Annotated in this window: 21 protein-coding genes, 4 tRNA genes and 1 pseudogene; 3 read left to right on the forward strand and 23 right to left on the reverse strand. The window is 73.7% G+C overall.

Annotated elements, in window-relative coordinates; all coding sequences use genetic code 11:
- Positions 1-9 precede the first annotated feature (9 nt).
- From ACN20G_RS11590 to ACN20G_RS11625, 8 genes are all read right to left on the reverse strand, one after another.
- Complete coding sequence (locus tag ACN20G_RS11590; RefSeq protein ID WP_424212663.1) at positions 10-1,572, reverse strand: sensor histidine kinase; 1,563 nt, start codon at positions 1,570-1,572, stop codon at positions 10-12.
- On the reverse strand, positions 1,572-2,342 hold the full coding sequence (locus ACN20G_RS11595) for a response regulator transcription factor (RefSeq protein WP_424212664.1): 771 nt from the start codon (positions 2,340-2,342) through the stop codon (positions 1,572-1,574). Before ACN20G_RS11595 ends, ACN20G_RS11590 begins: the two co-directional genes overlap by 1 nt.
- A gap of 63 nt (positions 2,343-2,405) precedes the next feature.
- Complete coding sequence (locus ACN20G_RS11600; protein WP_424215479.1) at positions 2,406-3,269, reverse strand: amidohydrolase family protein; 864 nt, start codon at positions 3,267-3,269, stop codon at positions 2,406-2,408.
- 139 nt (positions 3,270-3,408) lie between these two features.
- Positions 3,409-4,302 (reverse strand): DUF2797 domain-containing protein, encoded by an 894-nt coding sequence (locus ACN20G_RS11605; RefSeq protein ID WP_424212665.1) that lies wholly within the window; start codon positions 4,300-4,302, stop codon positions 3,409-3,411.
- A 50-nt stretch (positions 4,303-4,352) separates the two neighbouring features.
- Positions 4,353-4,718, reverse strand: a complete 366-nt coding sequence (locus ACN20G_RS11610; protein WP_424212666.1) for a PH domain-containing protein — start codon at positions 4,716-4,718, stop codon at positions 4,353-4,355.
- A 186-nt stretch (positions 4,719-4,904) separates the two neighbouring features.
- Positions 4,905-4,977 (reverse strand) — tRNA-Arg (locus ACN20G_RS11615).
- A gap of 173 nt (positions 4,978-5,150) precedes the next feature.
- Positions 5,151-5,223 (reverse strand) — tRNA-Arg (locus tag ACN20G_RS11620).
- Positions 5,224-5,527: 304 nt separating this feature from the next.
- Positions 5,528-5,618, reverse strand: a tRNA-Ser gene (locus ACN20G_RS11625).
- Positions 5,619-5,815: 197 nt separating this feature from the next.
- Between ACN20G_RS11625 and ACN20G_RS11630 the strand changes: the two genes are divergently transcribed.
- The 3 genes from ACN20G_RS11630 to ACN20G_RS11640 all read left to right on the forward strand — a co-directional run bounded on the left by ACN20G_RS11630 (position 5,816) and on the right by ACN20G_RS11640 (position 10,500).
- A complete protein-coding gene (locus ACN20G_RS11630; protein WP_424212667.1) occupies positions 5,816-6,238 on the forward strand; it encodes an SSI family serine proteinase inhibitor in 423 nt (140 codons plus the stop codon).
- Positions 6,239-6,358: 120 nt separating this feature from the next.
- A complete protein-coding gene (locus ACN20G_RS11635; protein ID WP_424212668.1) occupies positions 6,359-9,859 on the forward strand; it encodes a PAS domain-containing protein in 3,501 nt (1,166 codons plus the stop codon).
- Positions 9,860-9,873: 14 nt separating this feature from the next.
- Entirely contained in the window at positions 9,874-10,500 is a 627-nt protein-coding gene (locus ACN20G_RS11640) for an antibiotic biosynthesis monooxygenase (protein WP_424212669.1), read from the forward strand.
- 115 nt (positions 10,501-10,615) lie between these two features.
- Here the strand turns inward: ACN20G_RS11640 and ACN20G_RS11645 are convergent, their stop codons facing one another.
- The 15 genes and pseudogenes from ACN20G_RS11645 to ACN20G_RS11715 form a co-directional block, all read right to left on the reverse strand.
- On the reverse strand, positions 10,616-12,280 hold the full coding sequence (locus ACN20G_RS11645) for a long-chain fatty acid--CoA ligase (RefSeq protein ID WP_424212670.1): 1,665 nt from the start codon (positions 12,278-12,280) through the stop codon (positions 10,616-10,618).
- Positions 12,281-12,632: 352 nt separating this feature from the next.
- Positions 12,633-13,169, reverse strand: a pseudogene (locus ACN20G_RS11650) (SigE family RNA polymerase sigma factor); the annotation flags it as partial.
- Positions 13,170-13,327: 158 nt separating this feature from the next.
- Entirely contained in the window at positions 13,328-14,494 is a 1,167-nt protein-coding gene (locus tag ACN20G_RS11655; protein ID WP_424212671.1) for a lipid-transfer protein, read from the reverse strand.
- Positions 14,491-14,940, reverse strand: a complete 450-nt coding sequence (locus tag ACN20G_RS11660) for an acyl dehydratase (RefSeq protein ID WP_424212672.1) — start codon at positions 14,938-14,940, stop codon at positions 14,491-14,493. The genes ACN20G_RS11655 and ACN20G_RS11660 overlap by 4 nt, the downstream gene beginning before the upstream one ends.
- The gene (locus ACN20G_RS11665; protein WP_424212673.1) at positions 14,937-16,025 is read right to left on the reverse strand and encodes an acyl-CoA dehydrogenase family protein; all 1,089 of its coding nucleotides are present in this window, start codon (positions 16,023-16,025) and stop codon (positions 14,937-14,939) included. The genes ACN20G_RS11660 and ACN20G_RS11665 overlap by 4 nt, the downstream gene beginning before the upstream one ends.
- Positions 16,025-17,002, reverse strand: a complete 978-nt coding sequence (locus ACN20G_RS11670; RefSeq protein WP_424212674.1) for a bifunctional MaoC family dehydratase N-terminal/OB-fold nucleic acid binding domain-containing protein — start codon at positions 17,000-17,002, stop codon at positions 16,025-16,027. The genes ACN20G_RS11665 and ACN20G_RS11670 overlap by 1 nt, the downstream gene beginning before the upstream one ends.
- Positions 16,999-18,156 (reverse strand): acyl-CoA dehydrogenase family protein, encoded by a 1,158-nt coding sequence (locus ACN20G_RS11675; RefSeq protein WP_424212675.1) that lies wholly within the window; start codon positions 18,154-18,156, stop codon positions 16,999-17,001. Before ACN20G_RS11675 ends, ACN20G_RS11670 begins: the two co-directional genes overlap by 4 nt.
- 282 nt (positions 18,157-18,438) lie before the next feature.
- Entirely contained in the window at positions 18,439-18,741 is a 303-nt protein-coding gene (locus ACN20G_RS11680) for a hypothetical protein (protein WP_424212676.1), read from the reverse strand.
- A gap of 664 nt (positions 18,742-19,405) precedes the next feature.
- Positions 19,406-19,783 carry a DUF6344 domain-containing protein gene (locus ACN20G_RS11685; RefSeq protein WP_424212677.1) on the reverse strand — a complete coding sequence of 126 codons (378 nt, stop codon included), beginning with the start codon at positions 19,781-19,783 and terminating at the stop codon, positions 19,406-19,408.
- A gap of 241 nt (positions 19,784-20,024) precedes the next feature.
- A tRNA-Ser gene (locus ACN20G_RS11690) sits at positions 20,025-20,111 on the reverse strand.
- A 309-nt stretch (positions 20,112-20,420) separates the two neighbouring features.
- Positions 20,421-20,834, reverse strand: coding sequence for an ankyrin repeat domain-containing protein (locus tag ACN20G_RS11695; RefSeq protein ID WP_424212678.1), 414 nt, complete (start codon positions 20,832-20,834; stop codon positions 20,421-20,423).
- A 9-nt stretch (positions 20,835-20,843) separates the two neighbouring features.
- On the reverse strand, positions 20,844-21,137 hold the full coding sequence (locus tag ACN20G_RS11700; RefSeq protein ID WP_424212679.1) for a hypothetical protein: 294 nt from the start codon (positions 21,135-21,137) through the stop codon (positions 20,844-20,846).
- A gap of 201 nt (positions 21,138-21,338) precedes the next feature.
- A complete protein-coding gene (locus tag ACN20G_RS11705; protein WP_424212680.1) occupies positions 21,339-21,764 on the reverse strand; it encodes an acyl-CoA thioesterase in 426 nt (141 codons plus the stop codon).
- Positions 21,764-22,483: an XRE family transcriptional regulator gene (locus ACN20G_RS11710; RefSeq protein WP_424212681.1), complete on the reverse strand. Its 720-nt coding sequence runs from the start codon at positions 22,481-22,483 to the stop codon at positions 21,764-21,766. Before ACN20G_RS11710 ends, ACN20G_RS11705 begins: the two co-directional genes overlap by 1 nt.
- 346 nt (positions 22,484-22,829) lie before the next feature.
- A complete protein-coding gene (locus ACN20G_RS11715) occupies positions 22,830-23,276 on the reverse strand; it encodes a helix-turn-helix domain-containing protein (RefSeq protein ID WP_424212682.1) in 447 nt (148 codons plus the stop codon).
- Positions 23,277-23,410 lie beyond the last annotated feature (134 nt).

The following is a 23,410-nucleotide window of genomic DNA, read 5'->3' on the forward strand; positions in this document are numbered from 1 at the left end:
GCGGCCCTGTCACGGTCGTGTGGCGGGCCTGTGGGCGGGCTGTGAGTGCGGGGCGGCGTGTGGCAGGCGGACCCGGAAGAGGGTGTGGCCGGGGCGGCTGTCCACGGTCACGGTGCCGTGGTGCGCGGCCACGACGGCGTGCACGATGGCCAGGCCGAGCCCGGTGGAGCCGGCGACCCGGGAGCGCGAGGCGTCGCCCCGGGCGAAGCGCTCGAAGACGTGCGGGAGGGTCTCGGGCGGGATGCCGGGGCCGTCGTCCTCCACCTCGATCCGCGTCCACGCTGTTTCACGTGAAACACGGGCCGTGACGGTGGTGCCGGGCGGGGTGTGCACGCGGGCGTTGGCGAGCAGGTTGACCAGCACCTGCTGGATCCGGGCGGCGTCCCCGCGCACCTCGACGGGCGCGTCGGGGGCGGCGGTCGCGAGCGGGTCGTCGGGGTCCGGCAGGTCCAGGCGCCAGTGGTGGTCGGGGCCGGCCACCCGGGCGTCGCCGAGGGAGTCCACGACCAGCGGCACGGGGTCGAACGCGGCGTGCTCCAGGGGGCGTCCGGCGTCGAGGCGGGCGAGCAGCAGCAGGTCCTCGACCAGGCCGGTCATCCGGCCGGCCTCGGACTCGATCCGGTTCAGGGCGTGCCGGGTGTCGGGGCCGGTCTCCTCCCGGCCGCGCCGGGTCAGTTCGGCGTAGCCCCGGATGGAGGCGAGCGGGGTGCGCAGTTCGTGACTGGCGTCGGCGACGAAGCGGCGGACCCGGGTCTCGCTCTCCTGCCGGGCCACCAGGGCCTCGGAGACGTGCCCGAGCATGCGGTTCAGGGCGGCGCCGACCTGGCCGACCTCGGTGCGGGGGTCGGCGAGGCCGGCGGGGACCCGTTCGCGCAGGTCTGGTTCGCCCCGGTGCAGGGGGAGTTCGGAGACCCGGGCGGCGGTGGCGGCGACCCGGCGCAGCGGCCGCAGGGCCACGCCGACGAGGGCGCTGCCGACGAGGGAGGCGGCGAGGATCCCGGCGAGGGTGACGCAGACCTCGACGGCCACGAGGGTGGTGACGGTGGAGTCCACGTCGCTGAGCGGGAAGCCGATCACGACCCGGCCGCCCGTCGGTCCCGTCCGGCTCTCGGCGGAGGCCACCCGGTAGCCGCCGAGGCCGGGCAGGTCGAGGTCGCGGGGGGTGCCGGAGAGGCCGGTGCGGGCCAGGGCGTGGGTCTGGGCGGGGGTCAGCGGGAGCCGGTGGTTCTCGGCGGCGGCCGCGGTGCGCACCCCGGCGCTCACGCCGCCTTGGGCGTCGAGGCGCAGCAGGACGGTGCCCAGGGGGGAACCGGGCGGGATGCCGAAGCCCTCCGGGCCCGCGCCGGCGGCGTCGGTGCGGGCCCCGTCGGGTCCGGGTTTGGTCCCGGGGACGCGCTCGCTCATCCGGACGGCGGCGCGGACCCGGTCGTCGAGTTCGCCCACGAGGTGGTCGCGCAGGGCGAGGGTGGTGATCGTGCCGATGGCGGCGCCCACGACCGCGATCAGGGAGACGGCCGAGACCACGAGGCGGGTGCGCAGGGACCAGGGGCGGCGGGCGCGGCCCCGGAGCACTATTCGGCCGGCTTGATGAGGTAGCCGGCGCCGCGGCGGGTGTGGATCAGCGGGGCGAGGCCGGGGCCGCTCTCCAGCTTGCGGCGCAGGTAGGAGATGTACAGCTCGACCACGTTGGCCTGGCCGCCGAAGTCGTAGGACCAGACCCGGTCGAGGATCTGGGCCTTGCTGAGGACCCGGCGGGGGTTGCGCATGAGGAAGCGCAGCAGCTCGAACTCGGTGGCGGTGAGGTGGATGTCGCGACCGGCGCGGCTGACCTCGTGGCTGTCCTCGTCCAGGCGCAGGTCGCCGACGGTGAGGACGGAGTCGGGGCGGTCGGCGCGGGCGGCGCCGGAGCGGCGGATCAGGCCGCGCAGCCGGGCCACGACCTCCTCCAGGCTGAAGGGCTTGGTGACGTAGTCGTCGCCGCCCGCCGTGAGGCCCGCGATCCGGTCCTCCACGGAGTCCTTGGCGGTCAGGAACAGGACCGGGACCTGCGGGAACTGGCGGCGGAGCTGGCCGAGGACGACGAGGCCGTCCATGTCGGGCAGCATCATGTCGAGGATGACCGCGTCGGGGCGGAAGTCGCGGGAGACCTTCAGGGCGTCGGCGCCGTCGCAGGCGGTGCGCACCTGGCAGCCCTCGTAGCGCAGGGCCATCGACAGGAGTTCGGACAGCGATGCCTCGTCGTCGACGACGAGGATCCGACAGGGGCCTCCGTCCGGCCGCAGCAGCGCGGCCGGGGCGGACCCGGTGGACGTGGACGCGGGGGAGACGGTCGGCGCGGTCATGGTGGTCAGCCTCGGCGGGAGCTCTGAGATCCCTCTTGGGGCTGTCTGTGAATCGGCTGAGAATCAGGCCGCCGGCAGGCCGAAGAGCCGGGCCCCGTTGTCGTGGCAGACCGCGCGCAGCCAGGGGTCGCCGAGGTCGAGGCGTTCCAGGGCGTGGAGTTGGTGGGCGTAGGGATAGGGGATGTTGGGGAAGTCGGTGCCGAGCAGGACCCGGTCGCCGAGGTCGGCGAGGCGGGCGGGGAGTCCGGGCGGCGGGGTCCCGAAGCCGTTCGCGAAGTCGGTGAGGGCCATGGTGGTGTCGAGGCGCACCTCGGGGTGGCGGTCGGCGAGGTCGGCGAACTCCTCGTACTCGGGCATGCCGAGGTGGGCCACGATCAGCGGCAGCCGGGGGTGGCGGGCCAGGACCCGGGCCATCGGTTCGGGGCCGGTGTGCTTGCCGGGCACGGGGCCGGAGCCGCAGTGCACGACCACGGGGGTGCGGGTCTCGGCGAGCAGGCCCCAGACCGGGTCGAGGAGCGGGTCGGTCGGGTCGTAGCCGCCGACCTGGAGGTGGGCCTTGAACACCCGGGCCCCGTCCGCCAGGGCCCGGGCCGTGTAGGCGGCGGCCTCGGGTTCGGGGAAGAAGGTGGCGGTGTGCAGGCAGTCGGGGACGCGGGCGGCGAACTCGGCGGCCCAGCCGTTGAGCCAGGCGGCCATCGCCGGTTTGTGCGGGTAGAGCATGGCGGTGAAGGCGCGCACCCCGAAGCCGCGCAGCAGCTCCACCCGCCGGTCCTCGGCGTGCCGGTAGGTGATGGGCCAGGGGGTCCCGGTCAGCGGGCCCACGGCGTCGAAGTACTCCCAGACCTTCGTCAGCACCCGCGCCGGCATGAAGTGGGTGTGCACGTCGACCAGGCCGGGCAGGCCCAGCCGCTCGGTGAACGCCCGCACGTCCCGGGTGTGCGCGTCGGTGTGCGCTTCGGTGTGCCCGCCCGGGTGCGCGGCGGCCTCGTGGTCCTCGTGGTCCTCGCACACGTTCGTCCGCCCCTCGTCGGTGATCGCCGGTGCCCAGAGTGCGGGGCGGGGGCGGTCAGAACAAGCCCTCCTGCCGGTCGGTGCGCAGGGCCGCGGTGGGTTCCGGCCCGGGGGCGGCGGGCCGCGGGCCGGGCGGCGGGGCGCTGACCCGCAGGCCGGCGAGAAGTCGCAGGTCGACCACGAGCCCCTCGGCGAGGTGCAGGTCGGGGCCGGCCACGCCGACGGGGGTGCCCGCGACGAGCAGGCCGTCGGGGGCGTGGGTCAGCACCCGGTCCGGGGCGGGCGCCCCGGTCAGCCCGAAGGCATCGGCGTGGTCGACCACCTCGCAGGGCAGGGGCTCCAGCGATTCGGGGCGGCCGGGCAGGGCCAGGGCGCGCGCGTGGAGGGCGGCGACCTCGGCGGCGCGTTCCCCGGCGGGCGGCAGGGCCCAGCGGGCGGCGCGCTTGCGCCCGTACCCGATCCGGTCGGGGATCCCGAGGGCGGCACGCAGGGTCTCCTCGGTGCGCCGGCCCGCCATCAGCGGTCCCCGGCCGAGCCAGGTCCAGGTCACGGCGCCCTGTTCGAGGAGTCGCGCGGCGCCCCGGGCCTCGCCGGTGATGCCCACCTTGAGCAGGCCGGGGCCGAACCAGGCCAGGTAGACCCGGTAGGGCCGGGGGTCGTCGGCGTGGGTGTCGGCGGCCACCGAGAAGGACCGGTCTATCCGGGCGCAGGAGGGGCACTGGGCCCGCGCGGTGCGGGCGGGCACCTCGGCGGCCTCGGGGCAGGGGGTTCGCCGCCCGGCCCGCCACACCCCGAGGCAGCGGCGCGGGCCGTGCACGAGGAAGGCCAGCGGCCGCCCCCGGGTCACGGCGCCGGTCCGTTCGTCCCCTCCGGGCACCCACCAACCGATCCCGGGCCGGCCCTCGCGCCAGACCGGTCCCGTGCACCACCATCCGTCGTGTCCGTCCACGTCCCGTGGCTACCACACGCCTCGGACAGCGGCCCGGGCGGCGGCGCGGGTCAGCGGGCCACGAACTGGGTGAGGATGCCCTGCACCTCGTAGATGTCGACGCCCTTGGTGAAGGTCTTCTCGATGGGGTTCGGGGTGCCGGATATCCAGATCTTGAGCTCGGCGTCGAGATCGAAGTGTCCGGCGGTCTCCACGGAGAAGTGGGTGATGCTGCGGTAGGGGATCGAGTGGTACTCGGTCTTCTTGCCGGTGATCCCCTGCTTGTCCACGAGGATCAGGCGGCGGTCGGTGAAGAGGATGGTGTCGCGGATCAGCAGGTAGGCAGCGTGCACCTGCTCGCCGTGGCCGAGCAGCCGCGCGTAGTCCGATTGGGCCGACGCGGGGTTGACGGTGTGCGCGTTGCCGAACAGGCCCATGGGGGCCCTCCTCGTTCTCGTGATCGGTCGTTGCGTGCTCTCACCGATCACAACGCCCGCCCGCACCGACCCGGTTCCCCCGCCCGCCCCGGAGAGAACCCCGACCCGACCCCGAGATCCCCTCGGGGATCTCCCTGAGAACGACCGAGGGCCCCGGGCTCGAAGCCCGGGGCCCTCGGCCCGCTGTGCACTCGGCAGGATTCGAACCTGCAACCTTCTGATCCGTAGTCAGATGCTCTATCCGTTAAGCTACGAGTGCTCGGATGTGCGAGGACAACCATACATCCCCGGGCCCGGGATCCAAGAAACGGACCCCCGCACCCTCTCTCCCCCGCCGCGCGGCGCACCCCGCCCGACCGGAACCACCCCGGACGCGCGGGACGGCACACACGACGAAGGCCCCGGAATCTCTTCCGGGGCCTTCGCCTGCTGTGCACTCGGCAGGATTCGAACCTGCAACCTTCTGATCCGTAGTCAGATGCTCTATCCGTTAAGCTACGAGTGCTTGGGCTTCGCGGGGTTTTTCGCCCCGTTGGCCTTGCGAGAACAACAATACACGGGCCCCGCCGGGACGCGAAATCCATTGGGCGCACCGGCCCTGACCTGCGCGAACGATCCCCCGGAGCGAATCCGGCATAGAGGTCCGCGCATCACCCGGGCGCGGCCCGGGACGGCCTCCCGTCAAGGGGGCGGACGCGATCGGTTCCGGGCCCTGGGCCGAACGGGCGACCCGCCCCGCCCGCATCCCTCGAACACTCCCCTCGAACACGCCGAGGCCCCGATCCGAATGGACCGGGGCCTCGTGAGCGCGGAGGCGGAGGGATTTGAACCCTCGATGGGTGGTAAAACCCAAACCGCATTAGCAGTGCGGCGCCATAGACCGGACTAGGCGACGCCTCCAGCACACCTCGCGTACGCGGGGTGCGTGCAGATGATGACACAGGCCGGGGCCCGGTCACCAATCCGCTCTCACGGTACTGGCAACACGGGGCGCGGGGCAAAGGCTTAGTGGCCCCCGTGTCGCGTCGCTCGCAACGCGGAGGCGGGCCGCGTCGTTGGTCGGGGCGTATCCGATCCGTCCCTCTCCCGGAGCGATCATGCGCCTCGCCGTCCTCGCCACCGCCGCCACCCTCGCGTCCGCCCTCGCCGGACCGCTGCCGCTGCCCCTGGCCGGCCTCTTCTCCCCCGCCCCGGACCGGCTCACCGTGACCGTGTCCGAGACCGGCAACCCGCTCGCCGACGGCACCCACGACCTCACCTGCGAGCCCGTGGGCGGCAGCCACCCCGAGGCCGCGGCCGCGTGCGCCCGCCTCGGGACCCTGGCCCGGGAGGGGAAGAACCCCTTCGCCCCGGTCTCCCCGCGCGCGATGTGCACCCTCCAGGACGGCGGGGCCGCCACCGCCCACGTCACCGGCACCTGGCGCGGGCAGCGGGTCGACGCCCGCTTCCACCGGCGCAACGGCTGCGAGATCTCCCGGTGGAACGAGCTGGAACCTGTGCTTCCCGGCGCACGTTCCTGACCTGGGAGGATCGTGCCGGGCCCGGATTCCGGGCCCGCCGACGCAGCCGCGCGGGCGGGGCGTGGCCTTAGAATCCTTCCGTGACATGCCGGTAGTCGTGGTTCAGGGAGGATCCTCGTCGTGAGCAGCAGGCCATCCCGAGGCGCTGCTCGCCTCGCAGCGATACTCGATGCCCTTCCGGACGCGTTGTTGCTGGTCAACGCCAACGGCACGGTGGTCAACGCGAATTCGATCGCGTTGGAGATGTTGGAGAGCCCGGGGACCGGTCTGGTGGGCCGGGGCGTGCTGAGCCTCTTCCCCTCCTTCGACTCCAAGCTGATCCCCGGTTCCATGCGACGGCCCGGCGAGGGCGAGGAGAGCCGTCGACTGCCGACCCGGATGCTCGCGCGCCGCACCGACGGCCACGAGTTCCCCGTGGAGATCACCAGCGCCCACCTCGACGGCCGCGACGCCTACCGCGAGGCCCAGCCCGGATTCACCGGTCACGAGCTGCTCATGCTCGTGGTGCGGGACCTGAGCTCCACCGTGGACACCGAGGCCGAGCTGGCCCGGTCCCAGCGGCAGACGGAGATGATCCTGCGGGCCGCCGCCGAGGGCGTGGTGGGCACCGACACCGAGGGCCGGGTGGTCCTCGTCAACCCCGCCGCCGCCCAGATCCTCGGCTACCGGGCCACCGACCTCGGCAACCGCGAGCTGCACGGCCTGATCCAGCACTCGCGGTCCGACGGCTCCCCCTTCCCCTTCGAGGAGTCCCCGCTCGCCGACACCCTGCGCAGCGGGCGCAAGCACCGGGTGCGCGGGCAGGTGCTGTGGGCGAAGTCCGGGCAGCCGGTGGCCGTGGACCTGACCACCTCCCCGGTGCGCGACGGCGAGCAGCTCGTCGGCGCCGTCATGACCTTCACCGACCGGCGGCCCTACGACGCGCTCGCCGCCCGGCACGCCCAGCTCCTGGCCGTGCTCGACGACTCCCTGCGCGGTCCGCTGGCCGAACTGCGCCGGGAGCTCTCCTCCCTCGCGGCCGACGACGCCGGGCAGCTGTGGCCCGAGGCCAACCAGCTGCTGCACCACCTGGCCGCCGGGTACTCCCGGATGACCACCCTCGTGGACAACGTGCTGGCCTTCCAGCGCCTCGACGGCGGCGCCGCGAAGCTGGAGCGGCGCAACGCCCTCCTCGACGCGGTGGTCGGCGCGGGCGTGGACGGCGCGGTCGAGCTGATCGGCCCCGGCCGGGTGCAGTTCGCCGTGCACGCCCCCCGCATCGAGGCCGAGCTGGACCCGGAGCGGATCGCCACCGCCCTGGCGCACCTGATCGCGGACGTGGCCGGGGTCGACGCCACCGGCAAGACGGCGCAGGGCAGCGGCTACACCGACGCGACGATCGTGGTCGCGGCGGCCCAGCGCGGGGACGTGGTGCGGATCGAGGTCCGCGGCCCCAACCCCGGCGGGGACCCGGTGCACGGGCCGCTGGTGCGCGGGATCGTCGCCGCGCACGGCGGGATGCTCCAGACCGTGGACGTGCCCGGCAGCCCGGGCGGGGCCTTCGTGCTGGAGCTGCCGATCGGCGGCGGTCGCGGCACCCTGCCCGAGGACCCGGAGCCCGAGGGCCCTGAAGGCCCCGACAACGGCGAGGGCGGCGACGGAGGCGATGACGGCGGGGAGGACGACGCCCCGCACGGCCAGGCCCCCGACGGCGCCGCCGCCCGGCCGCCGCGTCCCCGACGCGGGGTGGACGCCTTCCTCGACGCCGAGGAGGGCCCGGCCGCCCCCGGCGCCGCCGCGCGCCGGGACGGGCGGGCCGCCCTGGCCCTGCCCGGCCCCTCCGGGCCCACCGGTCCCACCGGCGACCCCGCCGGCTCCCCCTCCGGGCGCCGGCGCGGGCCCGCCGCCGAGACCGGGCCGATCCCGCTGCCGCCGGCCGACCCCGCCACCCCCGGCGACGGACTGCTCCGGCGGCTCGTGCAGGGTGCACGTCCGGCCGCCGTGCCCGGCGTTCCCGCCGTGCCCGAGGGGCCGGGCGGATCGGCCGGCACCGGGCGCCGGCGCGGCCGGGCCGAGGCCGACGAACAGCCGGTGCCCACCGGTCTCGCCCCGCTCTCCCAGCCCGTGCCCGCGTTGCCGCCCGTGGCCGGCGCCGCGCCCGCCGGCCGCCGGCGCGCCCTGGGGCCCACGCAGGCCGCCGAGGCCGCGACCCGGGTGGCCCCGGCCGGCGGTTTCGCGCTGCCCGCCGCCGACAGCCCGGCCGCGGGTCCCGTGCCCCCCGCCGGCCGCACCGGCGAGCAGCCGGCCGAGCACCCCTCCGACGAGTCCCCGGAGGCCGGCGCCGTCGGACGACGGGCCCGCCGCGCCCTCGGCGCGCCCGCGACCGGGGAGGAGCCCGCCGACCCGGCCCCCGAGACCGCCGAGAACACCCCCACCGGCCGCCGCCGCTCCCTGGCCGGCGGCGCCCCCGCGGCCTGGCCCGTGCCCGGGGCCCGCCCCGCGCCCGAGGCCGCGCCGGCCCCCACCCCCTCGGTGCCCGCCGCCCGGCAGTCCCAGGACGGCGCGGCCCGCCCGGTCAGCGTCCGCGCCCTCGGCGCCCGCCCGGTGGCCCACCCCGCCGGACCCGCCACCGGACCACGGGACGGGACGGGCGCGGCCGGGACAGAGGGCCCGGAGAGCCCGTCCGGACGCCGTCGCCGGCTCGCCGAACCCGCCGAGCGGCCGGCCGGCGCCCCGGCCCCCTCCGTGATCCCGGCGCCCACACCGACCCTGGGGCAGCCCCGCGCCTTCGCGATAGGCGCCCCGGCGGCCGACGCCGCCGAAGGGCCCGAACCCCTCGACGGTCCGGGCGGCGCGGTGGAGGTCTCGCCCGAGAGCACCGGCCGACGGCCCGTGCCGCTGCCCGTGGACGACGAGCTGCCGCCCGAGCCCCTGGACAACCCGCGCCGGCTGCTGGTCTGGCCCGCGCCCGACGTGGCCACCGCGCAGGCCCTCACCGAACGCGGCTACCGGCCCGTGATCGTCCGCTCCCGGGAGGAGGTGGACGCGCAGACCTCCGCGTTCCCCGCCGCCCTGTTCGTGGACCCGCTGACCGGCCCGATCACCCGCACCGCCCTGACCCAACTGCGTCAGGCCGCCGCCGCGGCCGCCGTCCCCGTACTGGTCACCGCCGGACTCGGGCACGCCTCCCGCGAGGCCACCCAGGGCGCCGACCCCGCCGTCCTCCTCAAGGCCCTCGCCCCCCGCGACAGCGAACAGCACCCCTCGCGGGTGCTGCTGGTGGAGGAACGCGACGAACTGGCCGGGGCCCTCACCGCCGCCCTCGAACGGCGGGGCATGCGGGTCGGCCGGGCCGGCGCGACCACCGACGCCGTCGAACTCGCCGCGCGGGTCCGCCCCAACCTCGTCGTCATGGACCTCATGCAGGTGCGCCGGCGACGCGCCGGGATCGTCGACTGGCTCCGGGAGAACGGGCTCCTGGCCCACACCCCGCTCGTCGTCTACACCGCCGGCGGCATCGGCACGGAGGAACTCGCCCGGCTCGGCACCGGCGAGAGCACCCTGTTCCTCGCCGAACGCTCCACCTCGGCCGAGTCCCAGGGCCGCATCGTGGACCTCCTGACCAAGATCGGCACCCGGTAGTCCAGGCTGGCCCGATGGCCACGACGAACCCGAAGACGCGCACGAGCGAGAAGACCCGGTCCGACGACGGCGGGGCCGGCGGTGAGCACCGGGTGCCCGCCGACGACGGCGAGGTCACCCTGCTGATAGCCCGGCAGGTGGAACCCGGGCACGAGGACGCCTTCCGGATCTGGGCCGAGGGGATCCTGGCGGCGGCCGCGGCCCTCCCGGGCCACCTCGGGCACGGGCTGTTCCGGCCCGCCCACGAGGGCGCCCCCTGGTTCCTCGTGCACCGCTTCCGGGACCAGGCCGCCCTCGACCGGTGGCAGGAGTCCCCCGAGCGGGCCGCGTTCTTCGCGAACTGCCAGGGCCACCGGCACACCGAGATCGCGCGCCGCGAACTCCAGGGCATGGAGACCTGGTTCGCCAAGCCCGGCACCACCCGGCCGGCCCCGCCGCGCTGGAAGATGGCGATCAGCTCCGGGCTGGCCATCTTCCCGATCTCGCTGGCCGGCAACCTGCTGCTGGCCCCGTACCTGATCGACCTGAACGTGGTGCTGCGGACCGCCGTGTTCGCGGCCGTGTTCAGCACCCTGATGACGTACGTGGCGATGCCGGCCGTGAGCCGGCTGCTGCGGGGCTGGCTGACCCGGGGCCGCTGACGCCCGCGACCCGACCGGCCGCGCGGGCCGGTCGGGTCGGTCGGGTCGGGGACGCGTGCGGGACGCGCGGGCGGGACGCGCGGGCGGGACGCGCGGGCGGGACGCGCGGGCGGGGTCAGTCGAGGGTGGTGACGTCCAGCTCCCCGGCCGCGTACTGCCGCCGGATCACCTTCTTGTCGAACTTGCCGACACTGGTCTTGGGCACCGCCGCCACCAGGCTCCAGCGCTCCGGCAGCTGCCACTTGGCGATGGTGCGCCCCAGAAACTCGCGCAGCTCGGGGTAGCCCACCTCGGCCCCCTCGCGCAGCACCACGGTCGCCAGCGGGCGCTCGCCCCACTTCTCGTCCGGGACCGCGACCACCGCGGCCTCCGCCACGTCCGGGTGGGCCATCAGCGCGTTCTCCAGCTCCACGCTGGAGATCCACTCGCCGCCCGACTTGATCACGTCCTTGGCCCGGTCGGTGAGGGTCAGGTAGCCGTCCGGGCTGATCACCCCGACGTCCCCGGTCCGCAGCCAGCCGTCCGGGCTGAACTTGTCCTCCGGGCGCAGCGGCTCGGCCCCGGCCCCGCCGAAGTACGAGCCCGCGATCCACGGACCGCGCACCTCCAGCTCCCCCGCCGACTCCCCGTCCCAGGGCAGCACGTCCCCGTTCGGGCCGATCAGGCGCGGCTCCACGCTCGCCGGGAACCGGCCCTGGGTCAGCCGGTAGGGCCAGGCCGCCTCCGCCGCGAGACCGTGCGGCGGGTGGGCCACGGAGCCCAGCGGGGAGGTCTCGGTCATGCCCCAGGCGTGCACCAGCCGCACGCCCAGCCGCTCGTACGCCTCCATCAGCGCGGGCGGGCAGGCCGAACCGCCGATGATCACGTTGGCCATGGAGCTCAGGTCCCGCGGCCGGGCGGTGACCTCGGCCAGCAGGCCCTGCCAGATGGTGGGCACGGCGGCGGCGTGGGTGGGCCGCTCCCGTTCGATCATCTCGGCCAGCGGCTCGGGCTGGAGGAAGCGGTCCGGCATCAGCACGTTCACGCCGGCCATGAACGAGGCGTACGGCAGCCCCCAGGCCAGCACGTGGAACTGCGGGACCACGGCGAGGGTGGTGTCGGCGGAGGTCAGCCCCATCGACTCGGTCTGGTTGACCTGGAGGGAGTGCAGATAGATCGAGCGGTGCGAGTACACCACGCCCTTGGGGTCCCCGGTGGTCCCGGAGGTGTAGCACATGGCCGCACCGGTCCGCTCGTCCAGCTCGGGCCAGTCGTAGGTGGTGGGCCGGCCCGCGAGCAGCTCCTCATAGGCGTGCACGACCAGTCCGGGACGGTCGGCGGCATGGACGTCGAGGGCGCTCCGGTCCCCGGGACCGACCACGACCACGTGCTCCACGCAGGGCAGGTGCGGCAGCAGCGGGACCAGCAGCGGCAGCAGGGAGCCGTTGACGAGCACCACGCGGTCGGCGGCGTGGTTGACGATGTAGACGAGCTGCTCGACGGGGAGCCGCAGGTTCAGCGGGTGCAGGACCGCGCCCATGGCCGGGACCGCGAGATAGGTCTCCAGGTGCTCGGCGTTGTTCCACATCAGCGTCGCCACGACACCGCCCTCGACGACCCCGAGGTCATCGCGCAGGGCGTGGGCGAGCCGCGCGGCCCGGTCGCCGACCTCGGCGAAGTCCCGGCGCTGCGGCTCGGGCTCCCCGGTCCACGTGGTGACCCGTGAGCCCCCGTGGATCCGACGGCCGTGTTCGAGGATCCGTGAGACCAACAGCGGCGTGTCCTGCATCGTGCTCAGCAAAGCGTCCTCCCGGTGGGCGCTGTGACCGACGCGACCTGGGCAGGGCCGCGCACCCCGCGGCGAGGTTCGTCGTGAGGGTGTGCGGTCGATTTTGCGCATCGATGGGGCGAGCTGTCACTACCCGGGAGTAGAGGCGTACCGGAATCGCCCCGCGCGGGCCGACGCGGGCCTGCTCGGGCCGAAGGGCCGGTCAGGCGGCCATCGACACCGCGACGGGACGGACGGGACGGGGCGAGGGCGCTGTTTCACGTGAAACGAGGGCACCTGTTTCACGTGAAACAGCGGTGCCCGTTTCACGTGAAACAGTCGGGACGGCGGTCAGGAGGGCGCGGCCGGCGGGGGCCGGGGCCTCCGGGGCGAGCTCGGGGGCCTCACGGAGTTTGACCAGGGCGCGGGAGACGGCGCTCTTGACCGTGCCGACGGAGACGCCGAGCAGGTCGGCGGTCTGCGCCTCGGTCAGGTCCTCGTAGTAGCGGAGCACCACCATCGCGCGCTGGCGGTCCGGCAGCCGCATGATCGCCTGCCACATCGCCTCGCGCAGGGCCTGGGCCTCGGCCGGGTCCGCCGCGGGTGCCACCGCGTGCTCGGGCACCTCCTCGCAGGCGTACTCGTCGACCTTCCGCTTGCGCCACTGCGAGGTGCGGGTGTTGACCAGGGCCCGACGCACGTAGCCGTCGAGGGCCCGCTGGTCCTCGATCCGGTCCCAGGCCAGCCAGGTCTTGGCGAGGGCGGTCTGGAGCAGGTCCTCGGCCTCGCTCGGGCTGGCGGTGAGCGACCGCGCGGTGCGCAGCAGGGCCGCGCCCCGGGTCCGCACGTACGCGCTGAACGTCGGGTACGTCGGCTCGGGCAGCGACGGAAGGGAGGCTTCCCTGCACACAGGCGTGGTCATGGGTCCACGCTAGAAGCGCGCGGGGCCCCGGGGATCGGCCGCAGGTGCCGACCCCGGGTCCCTCTCAGGTCGTAGGGAACGGGCCCGCCGCACCTCCTGAGGGTGGAGGCGGGCCCGGAGGGCGGGTCGGGGAAGGGCCCTGGGCGGGGTCGGCGGGCTCAGCCGTCGGCGCCCAGGATCAGGCCGGAGGTGGGGACGCCGGTGCCGGCGGTGACCAGGGTGTGGGTCGCCCCGTCGACCTGGTTGACGGCCGTGCCGCGGACCTGTCGGACGGCCTCGGCGATGCCGTTCATCCCGTGCAGGTATGCCTCGCCGAGCTGTCCGCCGTGGGTGTTGAGGGGGAGGGTGTCGGCGGCGACGAAGGCGGAGCCCTCGCCGCGTCCGCAGAAGCCGAACTCCTCCAGCTGCATCAGCACGAAGGGGCTGAAGTGGTCGTAGATGATGCCCACGTCGATCTCGTCGGGTCGCAGTCCGCTGGTGTTCCACAGCTGGCGGGCGACCACGCCCATCTCGGGCAGGCCGGTGAGGTCGGAGCTGTAGAAGGAGGTCATGGCCTCCTGGCCGCGGGCGGCGCCCTGGGCGGCGGCGCGGATCACGGCGGGCGGGCGGGCCAGGTCGCGGGCGCGTTCGACGGTGGTGACGACGATGGCCTGGGCGCCGTCGGTCTCCTGGCAGCAGTCGAGCAGGCGCAGGGGTTCGACGATCCAGCGGGAGGCGGCGTGGTCGGCGAGGGTGATGGGTTTCCCGTGAAACCAGGCGTGCGGGTTGGTCGCGGCGTGCCGGCGGGCGGTGACCGCGACCGGGCCGAATGCCTCCGGGGTGAGGTCGTGGGCGTGCAGGTAGCGCTGGGCGGTCATGGCCACCCAGGAGGCGGGGGTGAGCAGGCCGGAGGGCAGGGCCCAGCCCATGGCCACGCCCTCGGCGGAGGGCTCGCGGTGTTGGACGCCGGAGCCGAAGCGGCGTCCGGAGCGTTCGTTGAAGGCGCGGTAGCAGACGACGACCTCGGCGATGCCGGTGGCGACGGCCATGGCGGCCTGTTGGACGGTGGCGCAGGCCGCGCCGCCGCCGTAGTGGATGCGGGAGAAGAAGGACAGCTCGCCGATGCCGGCCGCCTGGGCGACGGTGATCTCGGGGTTGGTGTCCATGGTGAAGGTGACCATGCCGTCCACGTCGGCCGGGGTGAGGCCGGCGTCGTCGAGGGCGGCGTGGACGGCCTCGACGGCGAGTTTGAGTTCACTGCGGCCGGAGTCCTTGGAGAACTCTGTGGCGCCGATGCCGGCGATGGCGGCGCGGCCGCCGAGGCGGTCGGGGGTGCGCAGGCTCATGGCGTCGGCTCCTGGGGGAGGGTGAGGGTGGCCGTGCCGGTGACGTGCGGGCCGGCGGCGTTGGTGCCGAGGACGCGGATCTCCACGGTGCGTTCGGCGTTCGGGTCGGCGGGGTCGGGTTCGGTGAGGGCGGTGACCGTGCCGGTGAGGGTCATGGTGTCGCCGGGGTGGTTGGGGGTGCCGAGCCGGATCGCGAGGCGGCGCAGTACGGCCCGGGGGCCGAGCCGGTCGGAGAGGTAGGCGCCGACGAGCCCGTTGGTGGTGAGGATGTTCATGAAGATGTCCGGGGAGCCCTTCTCCCGCGCGAGTTCCACGTCGTGGTGCACGTCCTGGTAGTCGCGGGAGGCGATGGCCCCGGCCACGATGAGGGTGCGGGTGACGGGGACGACGGTGGGGGGCAGGGCGGTGCCGACCGCGAGCGGGGGCGGGGTGTCGGGGCTGCTCATGACCGTCCTTCCGGTGCGGTGGGGGCCGCGGCGGCCGGGCCCTCGGTGAGGTGTTCGCCGAGTTCGGCGAGCAGGCGGGCGCCGCCGCCGAGCAGGGCGTCGATCTGCCGGCCCCACAGGAAGTGCCGGTGCACGGGGTGGTCGAGGTCGGCGCCGGTCCCGCCGTGCAGGTGCTGGCCGGTGTGCACGACGCGGCGGCCGGCCTCGGCGGCCCACCAGGCGGCGGTGAGGGCCTCGGCGTGGGCGGGCAGGCCCTGGTCCACGCGCCAGGCGGCCTCGTAGGCGGTGACCCGGATCGCCTCGGTGTCCATGTGGGCGTCGGCGGCGCGGAGCTGGACGCCCTGGTGGGTGGAGAGCGGGCGGCCGAACTGTTCACGGGTGGAGGTGTGGGCCACGGCGCGGGCCAGGGATCCCGCGCAGACCCCGGCCTGGAGGCCGGCGAAGGCGATCCGGGCGGCGTCCAGGGTCCGCTCGTAGGGCTCGGGGTCCCCGGGCGGGCCGAGGCGCGTCCCGGCCGCGCCGTCCAGGTCGAGCCGGCCCGCCGCCCAGGGCGCGGTGGTCTCGACGGGGGTGACGCGCACCCCGGGGTCGTCGGTGCGCACGAGCCACAGGGCGCGGTCGGCGTCGGGCACGAGGACGAGGTCGGCGCCGCGCAGCCAGGGCACGACGGGGGCGGTGCCGGTGAGCCGGCCGGCGGCGGAGACCAGGCCGGGGCGGGCCGGGAAGGCCCCGGTGGCCACGAGTTCGCCGGCGGCGAGGGCCGGGAGCAGTTCGGCGCGCTGTCGGGCCGAGCCGTGGGCGGCGATCGGGAGCAGGCCCCAGGCGCAGGTCGCGGCGTACGGGACCTGGGCGGTGACCCGGCCCTGTTCCTCCAGCAGCAGGACCAGGCCGAGCAGGCCCAGGCCCGGGGCCCCGGGTTCGTCGAGGACGGCGGCGATCAGACCGGCGTCGGCGAGGGCCTTCCAGAGTTCGGCGTCCACTCCGCCGCCGGCGGCGTCGAGGCGGGTGTGGTCGGAGAGGTCGCCGAGTATGCGGGCGGCGAGGCGGACCGCCTCGGTCTGCTCCTCGGTGGGCCGGAAGTCCATCAGTGGCCCTCCTCGACGCGGAAGGCGGGCAGTTCGAGTTCCTCGTCCACCCGGTGGAACTCGACGCGGACGGGCAGGCCGACCCGGACCTTGTCGCAGGGCACGCCGACGACGTTGCCGAGGATCCGGACCCCCTCCGTCAGCTCGACCAGGGCCACCGCGTAGGGCGGGTCGAAGGCCGGGAAGGGCGGGTGGTGCATGACCACGTGGCTGAAGACGGTGCCGGTGCCGGCGGCCTCGACGGTGTCCCAGTCGGCCCCGCCGCAGGAGTTGCAGCCGGGCAGCCAGGGGAAGCGGAGGGTCGCGCAGTCGGCGCAGCGCTGGATCAGCAGGCGGTGTTCGCGCACCCCGTCCCAGTAGCCCCGGTTGTCGCGGTTGACCACGGGGCGGGGCCGGCGGGGGCGCTCGGACCCGGCGGGGGCGGCGGCGGGGGGTTGGGGGCGGCGGGCCGGGGCGTACTTGAGGATCCGGAACCGGTGGGTGCCCACGGGTTCGCCGTCCACCGTGAGGTCCATCCGGCTGGTGACGAAGTGGCCGGTGCCCAGGCGGGTGGTCTTCAGCGGGGAGACCGACTCGATGACGGCGTCGTAGCGGACCACGTCGCCGGGGCGCAGCGGGCGCAGGTACTCCTGTTCGCAGTCGGTGGCGACCACCGAGGTGCGGCCGTCGGCGTCGAGGAGGGCGAGGAGCTCGTCGTAGGCCGTGGCCCGGCCGGTGCCGTCGCCGTGCCCGGAGAGGCCGCCCATGGTCCACGCCTGGAGCATGGTGGGCGGGGCGATCGGGTCGGGGCCGGTGTACCGGGGGTCGGTGTCGCCCATGGCCTCGCACCAGTGGCGGATCATGGCGGTGTTGACGGGGTCCTTGGCGGTGCCGCCGACGGCGGCCGCGCGGCCCTCGTAGGCGCGCAGGGCCTCGTACCGGGCCTGGGCGGCCGTGGCCTCCGCCCGGTCCTCGGCGCTCGTGTCGGACGCGCTCATCGCTTCCTCCCCTTCATCCCCAGCCGCATCTGGGCGACGATCTCGCGTTGGACCTCGCTGACCCCGCCGCCGAAGGTGTTGATCTGCGCGGCGCGGTTCATCCGCTCCAGCTCCCCGCCGAGGAAGCCCTCGGGGCCCCGGACGAGGGCGGTGTCGCCGACGACCTCCTGGCAGATCCGGTAGATCTCGACGGCGGCCTCGGTGCCGTGGAACTTGACCCCGCTGGCGTCCCCGGGGGCGAGGGTGTCGGCGCCGACGTCCTGCACGAGCCGCCAGTTCAGCAGCCGCACGGCGGCGAGCCGGGCGTGCGATTCGGCGAGCCGGGCGCGCACCCAGGGCTGGTCGGCGGGGCGTTCGCCGCCGATCGGGTCGCGGGTGCGGGCCCGGTGCAGGGCGGCGGCGTGGAAGTCCTCGGCCTGCATGCCGATGGCGGCGAGGGCGACGCGTTCGTGGTTGAGCTGGTTGGTGATCAGCCGCCAGCCGGCGTGTTCGGCGCCGACGAGGTTCGCGCGCGGGACCCGGACCCCGTCGTAGTAGGTGGCGGTGGTGGTCTGGCCGCCGACGGTCTCGATGGGGGTCCAGGAGAAGCCGGGGGCGGCGGTGGGGACCAGCACGATCGAGATGCCCTTGTGCTTGGGGGCCTCGGGGTCGGTACGGCAGGCGAGCCAGATCCAGTCGGCGTTCTGGGCGTTCGAGGTGAAGATCTTCTGCCCGTCGATCACCCACTCGGAGCCGTCCTCGGAGGGCACGGCGCGGGTGCGCAGGGAGGCGAGGTCGGTGCCGGCCTCGGGTTCGGAGTAGCCGATGGCGAAGACGAGTTCGCCGGCGAGGATCCGGGGGAGGAAGTACGCCTTCTGTTCCTCGGTGCCGTACTTCATCAGGGTCGGGCCGACGGTGTTGAGCGTGACCATGGAGACCGGCGCGCCGGCGCGGTATGCCTCGTCGAAGAAGACGAACTGCTCCTCCGGGCCCCGGCCCGCGCCGCCGTACTCGGTGGGCCAGCCCAGGCCCAGCAGGCCGGCGGCGCCGATCCGGCGGAGCAGGGCGCGGCCCTCGACGGGGTCGGCGGGCGGCCCCTGGGGCATCAGCTCGGCGAAGCGGGCGCGCAGGTCGGCGCGCAGCCGTGTCTGCGCTGCGGTGGGTGCGAGGTGCACGTGCGGTCCTCCCGGCGGGCGAGCGGTCGGGCCGGTGCGACGGGTCCGCGGGAGCGGGGCCGGCCCTGCGGAGACAGGACCTGACTGTCCGTCAGATTCCCGTCCCCTGTCAAGGCGCGGACCGGGACGCGCGCGAGGGCGCCCGCGACACCGGGACCCTGCTCGGCCCGGCCTCGCGAACGCCCTCGCGCACGTGCGACGGAGAACTCGATCTCGGCACGGGGATCCCCGACCGACGGGCCGCCTCCTCGTGGCCCGTCGACGCGTGCTCCCCGGGCCCCACTAGTGCCAGTGGAAGTTGACCGCCACGTTGGACTGGTCGATCGCCGTCACGCCGGAGCCGTTGACCTGCGCCCCGTTGTTCTGGTTGGAGGCGCCGGAACCGGTGGCGACCTGCTGGGTGGTGGACGAGTTGCCGTGGTTGTCGCCGGCGACCCCGCTGCCGACGACGCTCGCGACGCTGGTGTTGGATCCGTTGTCCGCGAAACCGCCGTTGTCGGCCTGGGCGACGCCACCGAAGAGGGCGACGGCGAGCGGGAGCGAGGCGACGGTCGCGATGACCCGGGCGGTACGGATGCTTGCCATGTCCTGATCCTCCATAGAACCCGAAGTGGGGGGTTGCACAAGGCAGTTGGCCGACTGCCCCGATCGTTCTCACACAGTGACGACGTCGCCGGACCAGAGTCGCCCACCCGGTCCCCCTCGAACCAGCCCGGGGCGCCTGATTCCCCCGCAAGCATGAGCAACATCGGATAAACCTCATTCACGCCCCCAAAGCCCCCGGCGCCACGCCGTGAGGTGCCCGGTGCCCTTGGGCCACAAGGGCCGAAGCGTTCCGTCCGAAGTGCGACCCGCGCGCCCCCGCACCCGGGTCCGGACATGCGGAAATGGCCGGCGTGTCCGGAAAACCTCGGGTTTCCCGACCGCACGGCCTCGCGTTGTGCAGGCGTCGTCCAGCAATGCCAAGCCCTCGGCGCACGCGCGCCCCTCGCACGCCCCCGGCGCCCACCCCTGCATCCGGCCATTCGGCCGTATCGTCACGTTCCGTGACCCGCGCGCGAGTGTCGCGCGCCGTCCGACACCGCCGCCGTGCCAGGCTGGCGGGTCCTGCCCGTCGCGGCCGCGCGTACTCCGCGCACCGCGCCCTCCCGGGACATCCGACCCCGGGGCCCTCCGCGCCCTGCCGTCTCTCGCGCCGTCTTCCGTGCCGTCTTCCGTGCCGTCTCTCGTGCCCTCGTCGTGCGTGCTCTCAGCCGGAGAACGGCTCCTGGTCCCGATCGGTCACCGCGGGTCGACCGGCGGCGGCCAGGGCGGTGGTGGAACGGCGACGGGCGGAGGGGGAGGAACCGTGGGCCTCCGCGCGGATCCGCTGCACCAGGGTGGGCGGCAGCGCGGCGCCGGCCGCCGTCAACCGCCGCATCCGGGCGGCCTGTCGGGGGAACTCCGTCACCGTCCCCCCACCCGTCGCACCGGTCGGCGCCGATCCGCTCTCCACGATCCGCACGACGCGCTCCACCCGGTCGGCGCGGGCCGCCGCGCCGCGGGCCGCGTAGACCACCACGAGGCCGGTGACGGACAGGGTCCACAGAAGGAAGAGAACGAAACCGCTGCTGCCGACGATGCTCATGACGTGCTCCGATCCAGACTGTTGCGACGGGCGGATCTGCATACATTCGTCATGATGCGTCCGCACCTCGAACAGTCGTGGCACGCACGCCGATCTTCCGACAAACACCACCCGTACGGCGCAGCACCGGGCGGCCCATCCCCTCTGGACAAGCCCCTGACCTGCACTTTCACCAAGCAGCCCCAGGACACCGACCCGGAACGCCGAAGGGGCGCCCCCGACGGGGCGCCCCTTCTCGGTGCGGTGGGTGTGGGATTTGAACCCACGGAGACGTTGCCGCCTCGGCAGTTTTCAAGACTGCTCCCTTAGGCCGCTCGGGCAACCCACCTGGCAGGGAAAACCGTCCCTGACCTCGAAAGCTGGGCCGCGTATAGGCCGCGGGCCGCAAGCGGGGCCGTGACGAACCGTCAGCAGTCCTGAAGGGGATCACCAGCGGTCAGTAGGGAGCATACCGCCGTACGGGGCCAGGTGGCCCGGCCCTCCGGGTCCGACGACCGGCAACGCCCGGCGCGCCGGTCACGCACCGTGCCGAGCTGGAAGCGCACGCACCGGACGCATTGAGGGGGACGGCTCCATGAAGCCGTCCCCCTGCGCGGTCGCCTCCGGGAGCGATCCACTCTCGGACCTCGATCCGGCACTACGCGCCGGCCAACAGCTCCTTGATCGCCTTGCGCTGGGGCGAGTCGTCACCGGGCCTGTCGGCCCACTGAACGGCCGGCGACCCTCCGGTCTCCGCCTGGCGCGGGTCCGCGCCGAATCGGAGCAGAACGGCGGCGGTGTCCACGAAGGCATGAGTGGCGGCGACCGCCAAGGGCAGTCCTGCCCTCCACCCCGTCGACTCCGTGTTCGGCGACGCGCCGGCCTGCAAGAGGGCCTCCACACAGCGGGGCTGGTCCTGGGCCGCCGCGAGGTAGAGGGGCGTGGCACCGTCAGGGCGCCGGCCGTCGGGATCTCCGCCGCGGTGAAGCAGCTCGCGGAGCGCGCCAACGCGCCCGTCCTCGGCCGCGGAGCAGATCCACGTGGCCATCTTCTTGCGGTCTCGGTTGTTCACGGTTCCGTCCTACCGTCGGGAGGTGCGGAACGTGCAGTGGTGCGCCCGGAAGCCCTTGCCGAACTTGCTCGCGATCTGTCGTTGGACATCGGACTGAGCGGCCTTCTCGGCTTCGCCTTTGCTCTTCCCGACCCCATTGCCCTTGAGCTGCTTGTCCCCGTGGTCCCCCTTCCCGATCTGCTCCACGCCGCAGGTGGCCGTGGAGTACCACTTCTTGGGGCCCGCCTGGGCTTCCGTCGCGCCGATGAACGGCAGCGCCATCAGCGCCACCACGGCAACGCATCGCTGGACAACACGAACCATGCTTCCTCCAACCATGTGGACCTCCGGTCGACACGATCGTTCCGGCCTTGCTCCCTGGCCCACCAGTCACCCAGAGGAGTGCCGCGATGATCAGTTGATAGGTCCGAGCACGCCCCCGACGCCCGCACTTGGCGCGCGGTCAGCGCCCCGACAACAGCGACCGCCGGCGCACTGGGCACCGGCGGTCGCTCGTCGGGTGAGTCAGGCGCCCGCAGGGGCCTCGACGGGGGCCAGAAGGAAGGACTCCATCGCGGCCATCTCCTCGGCCTCGAACCGGCGGATGCGGCCGGTGGTGGAGTCGACGCCGGCCATGACCGTGGACGCGGTGACGTAGGTCTGCTCGGCGTCCTTGATCTCGTAGTGCACCTCGAAGCTGACCCGCTTGAGCGCGGTCACCCACGCCTCCACGGTGACGGGGGTCTCCCAGGTGGCGAGGGGGCGGAGGTACTTGATCGTCTGCTCGCGGACCAAGAAGTTCCGGCGCAGGCGCTCGGCGGGATCGGCGGGCACGAGGGACTCGAACATTCGCATTCGGGTCTCTTCGAGAAGGGTGCCGTATCGCGAGCTGTTGACGTGGCCGTTGGCGTCCATGTCGGACCAACGGATAGGGCAGGGGTAGACGAACATCAGCTCTTCAGTTCCTTGGCGGATCGGGTCACGTACTCAGGGGACAGGAATTCACCGTGAAAGCAGTCGTCGCCGGGCCACGTCAAAAGGACTAGGCGAAGGTCTTCGAGTTGGGCCGGAATGAGGACCTGGCTTATAAGGTCGACCTCCGCACCGTCGAAATACGGAAGCCTCAAGCGGAAGTGGTGACCGTCACGGTTGGCCACGACCTTCGCGTCCTCTTCCCAGATCGCCAGGCACGCGGGGTCGCGAAGGACGTCGTCCCGGAGCTGCATGAGCCGCGGAAGGTCGCGATAACGCGACAATTGCAGGCGGAGCATGGCCAGGTAGACCCGTGCGTGGCTGCGCCAGCTCACGAGCTGCCGGCGCGCCGCCGGATCCAGAAGAGCCCAGCGCAGGAGGTTGGCGCCGGGTTCCTTGACCCATGGGAACCAGTCGGCCATGACCTGGTTGTAGGCGATGATTTCCCAGCTCGCGTCCGACAGGTACGCCGGCCGTGGGGCCTGCTGGGAGATGACGAGTTGAAGTGCCCGGTGCTGCGGGCTGTCGTGCAGGGCCGTGACGCCCTTGGGGGCTGGGCACCCAAGGGTGTGCAGGAAGAGGGTCAAGCGCTGGTCCGGCTCCAGCAAGAGGGCCTCGGCCAGGTCCTCCATGACCTTGCGGTCTGCCTTTCGGGGAAGGCGGCCCTTTTCGAGATCGCGGAACCACTTGTCGCTCACGCCCGCACGTTGGGCCACTTCGATCTGCGTCAGGGGGCGAGACCTCCCGAGTTTGGCACCGGCTTCCGCGCGCCACGCAACCAGAAATCTTGGAAGACCTATGGCCGGGTCATCCACACTCACTATCACACCTCGCGATAGAAGTCACCGAAGAACTGCTCTGGATTTCAGATTACATCCAGCAACGGGCAGGAATCCGGGACTTTCGCCCCATCGGGCGGGCCCATCGGCCGGTAACTTTCTTCCGGAATGCGCGTTCCGTCATTTCCCTCTGTAAGGATCGCGTTGTGATCCGGCAAAGGAATGCGAAAGTGAAGATCGTTTACGGGGAGGCGCGCGAAGTCCGTCAGGGGCGGATGCTCTGGACTTCGGCTCGCCACCGGTCGGCGGCGACAATGCCGGCGCTGCGGACTCGCGCCGCGGGGACGCCGAACAGCGAGGAGAGCGGGCCCACCCACTCCTCTCGGAGCGGCACCTTCCCCGCCTCCAGCTCGCTGACATCACTGGGCTGGATCGCCAGCACCTCGGCCACGTCCACCTGACGCAGGCCGGCGCGCGTCCGCAGGGCGGCAATGTCCGCGTCATCGCCGAGAGGCTCCACCAAGTCGTCGGCGGTCACGGAGAGAACTTCCAGCAACCTGCCGAACGCCTTCGCGCTCGGCGCCCCCTTACCCCGTTCCCAGCGGCCGTACGTGTTCTCCGTAACGCCGACGGCGGCAGCGACGACAGCTTGCGAGCGGTCGGCGCGGGCGTCCTTGAGGCGCTGGGGCGAGAAGCCCTGAACGGATTTCATTCCCTCAGTATCGCGTAGGGGCCCAATCCGGCACAGGTTCAAAATGTTGGGTTGGAAGTGTTGGGAAGAAAATGATGGTAAGGTGATCGTGCTGGCGCCGCTTCGGCGGTGTCGGTGAGTGGGCTTCGCCCACG

Source organism: Streptomyces dryopteridis, from assembly GCF_049606955.1.
GTDB lineage: Bacteria > Actinomycetota > Actinomycetes > Streptomycetales > Streptomycetaceae > Streptomyces.

What these genes read in the sequence shown, in the direction of transcription:
- ACN20G_RS11705 (WP_424212680.1), bottom strand. Translation starts at nt 21,764, where the DNA reads ATGTTCGTCTACCCCTGCCCTATCCGTTGGTCCGACATGGACGCCAAC.
- ACN20G_RS11655 (WP_424212671.1), bottom strand. Translation starts at nt 14,494, where the DNA reads ATGAGCCTGCGCACCCCCGACCGCCTCGGCGGCCGCGCCGCCATCGCC.
- ACN20G_RS11595 (WP_424212664.1), bottom strand. Translation starts at nt 2,342, where the DNA reads ATGACCGCGCCGACCGTCTCCCCCGCGTCCACGTCCACCGGGTCCGCC.
- ACN20G_RS11630 (WP_424212667.1), top strand. Translation starts at nt 5,816, where the DNA reads ATGCGCCTCGCCGTCCTCGCCACCGCCGCCACCCTCGCGTCCGCCCTC.
- ACN20G_RS11685 (WP_424212677.1), bottom strand. Translation starts at nt 19,783, where the DNA reads ATGAGCATCGTCGGCAGCAGCGGTTTCGTTCTCTTCCTTCTGTGGACC.
- ACN20G_RS11700 (WP_424212679.1), bottom strand. Translation starts at nt 21,137, where the DNA reads ATGGTTCGTGTTGTCCAGCGATGCGTTGCCGTGGTGGCGCTGATGGCG.
- ACN20G_RS11715 (WP_424212682.1), bottom strand. Translation starts at nt 23,276, where the DNA reads ATGAAATCCGTTCAGGGCTTCTCGCCCCAGCGCCTCAAGGACGCCCGC.
- ACN20G_RS11670 (WP_424212674.1), bottom strand. Translation starts at nt 17,002, where the DNA reads ATGAGCGCGTCCGACACGAGCGCCGAGGACCGGGCGGAGGCCACGGCC.
- ACN20G_RS11660 (WP_424212672.1), bottom strand. Translation starts at nt 14,940, where the DNA reads ATGAGCAGCCCCGACACCCCGCCCCCGCTCGCGGTCGGCACCGCCCTG.
- ACN20G_RS11680 (WP_424212676.1), bottom strand. Translation starts at nt 18,741, where the DNA reads ATGGCAAGCATCCGTACCGCCCGGGTCATCGCGACCGTCGCCTCGCTC.
- ACN20G_RS11665 (WP_424212673.1), bottom strand. Translation starts at nt 16,025, where the DNA reads ATGGACTTCCGGCCCACCGAGGAGCAGACCGAGGCGGTCCGCCTCGCC.
- ACN20G_RS11640 (WP_424212669.1), top strand. Translation starts at nt 9,874, where the DNA reads ATGGCCACGACGAACCCGAAGACGCGCACGAGCGAGAAGACCCGGTCC.
- ACN20G_RS11610 (WP_424212666.1), bottom strand. Translation starts at nt 4,718, where the DNA reads ATGGGCCTGTTCGGCAACGCGCACACCGTCAACCCCGCGTCGGCCCAA.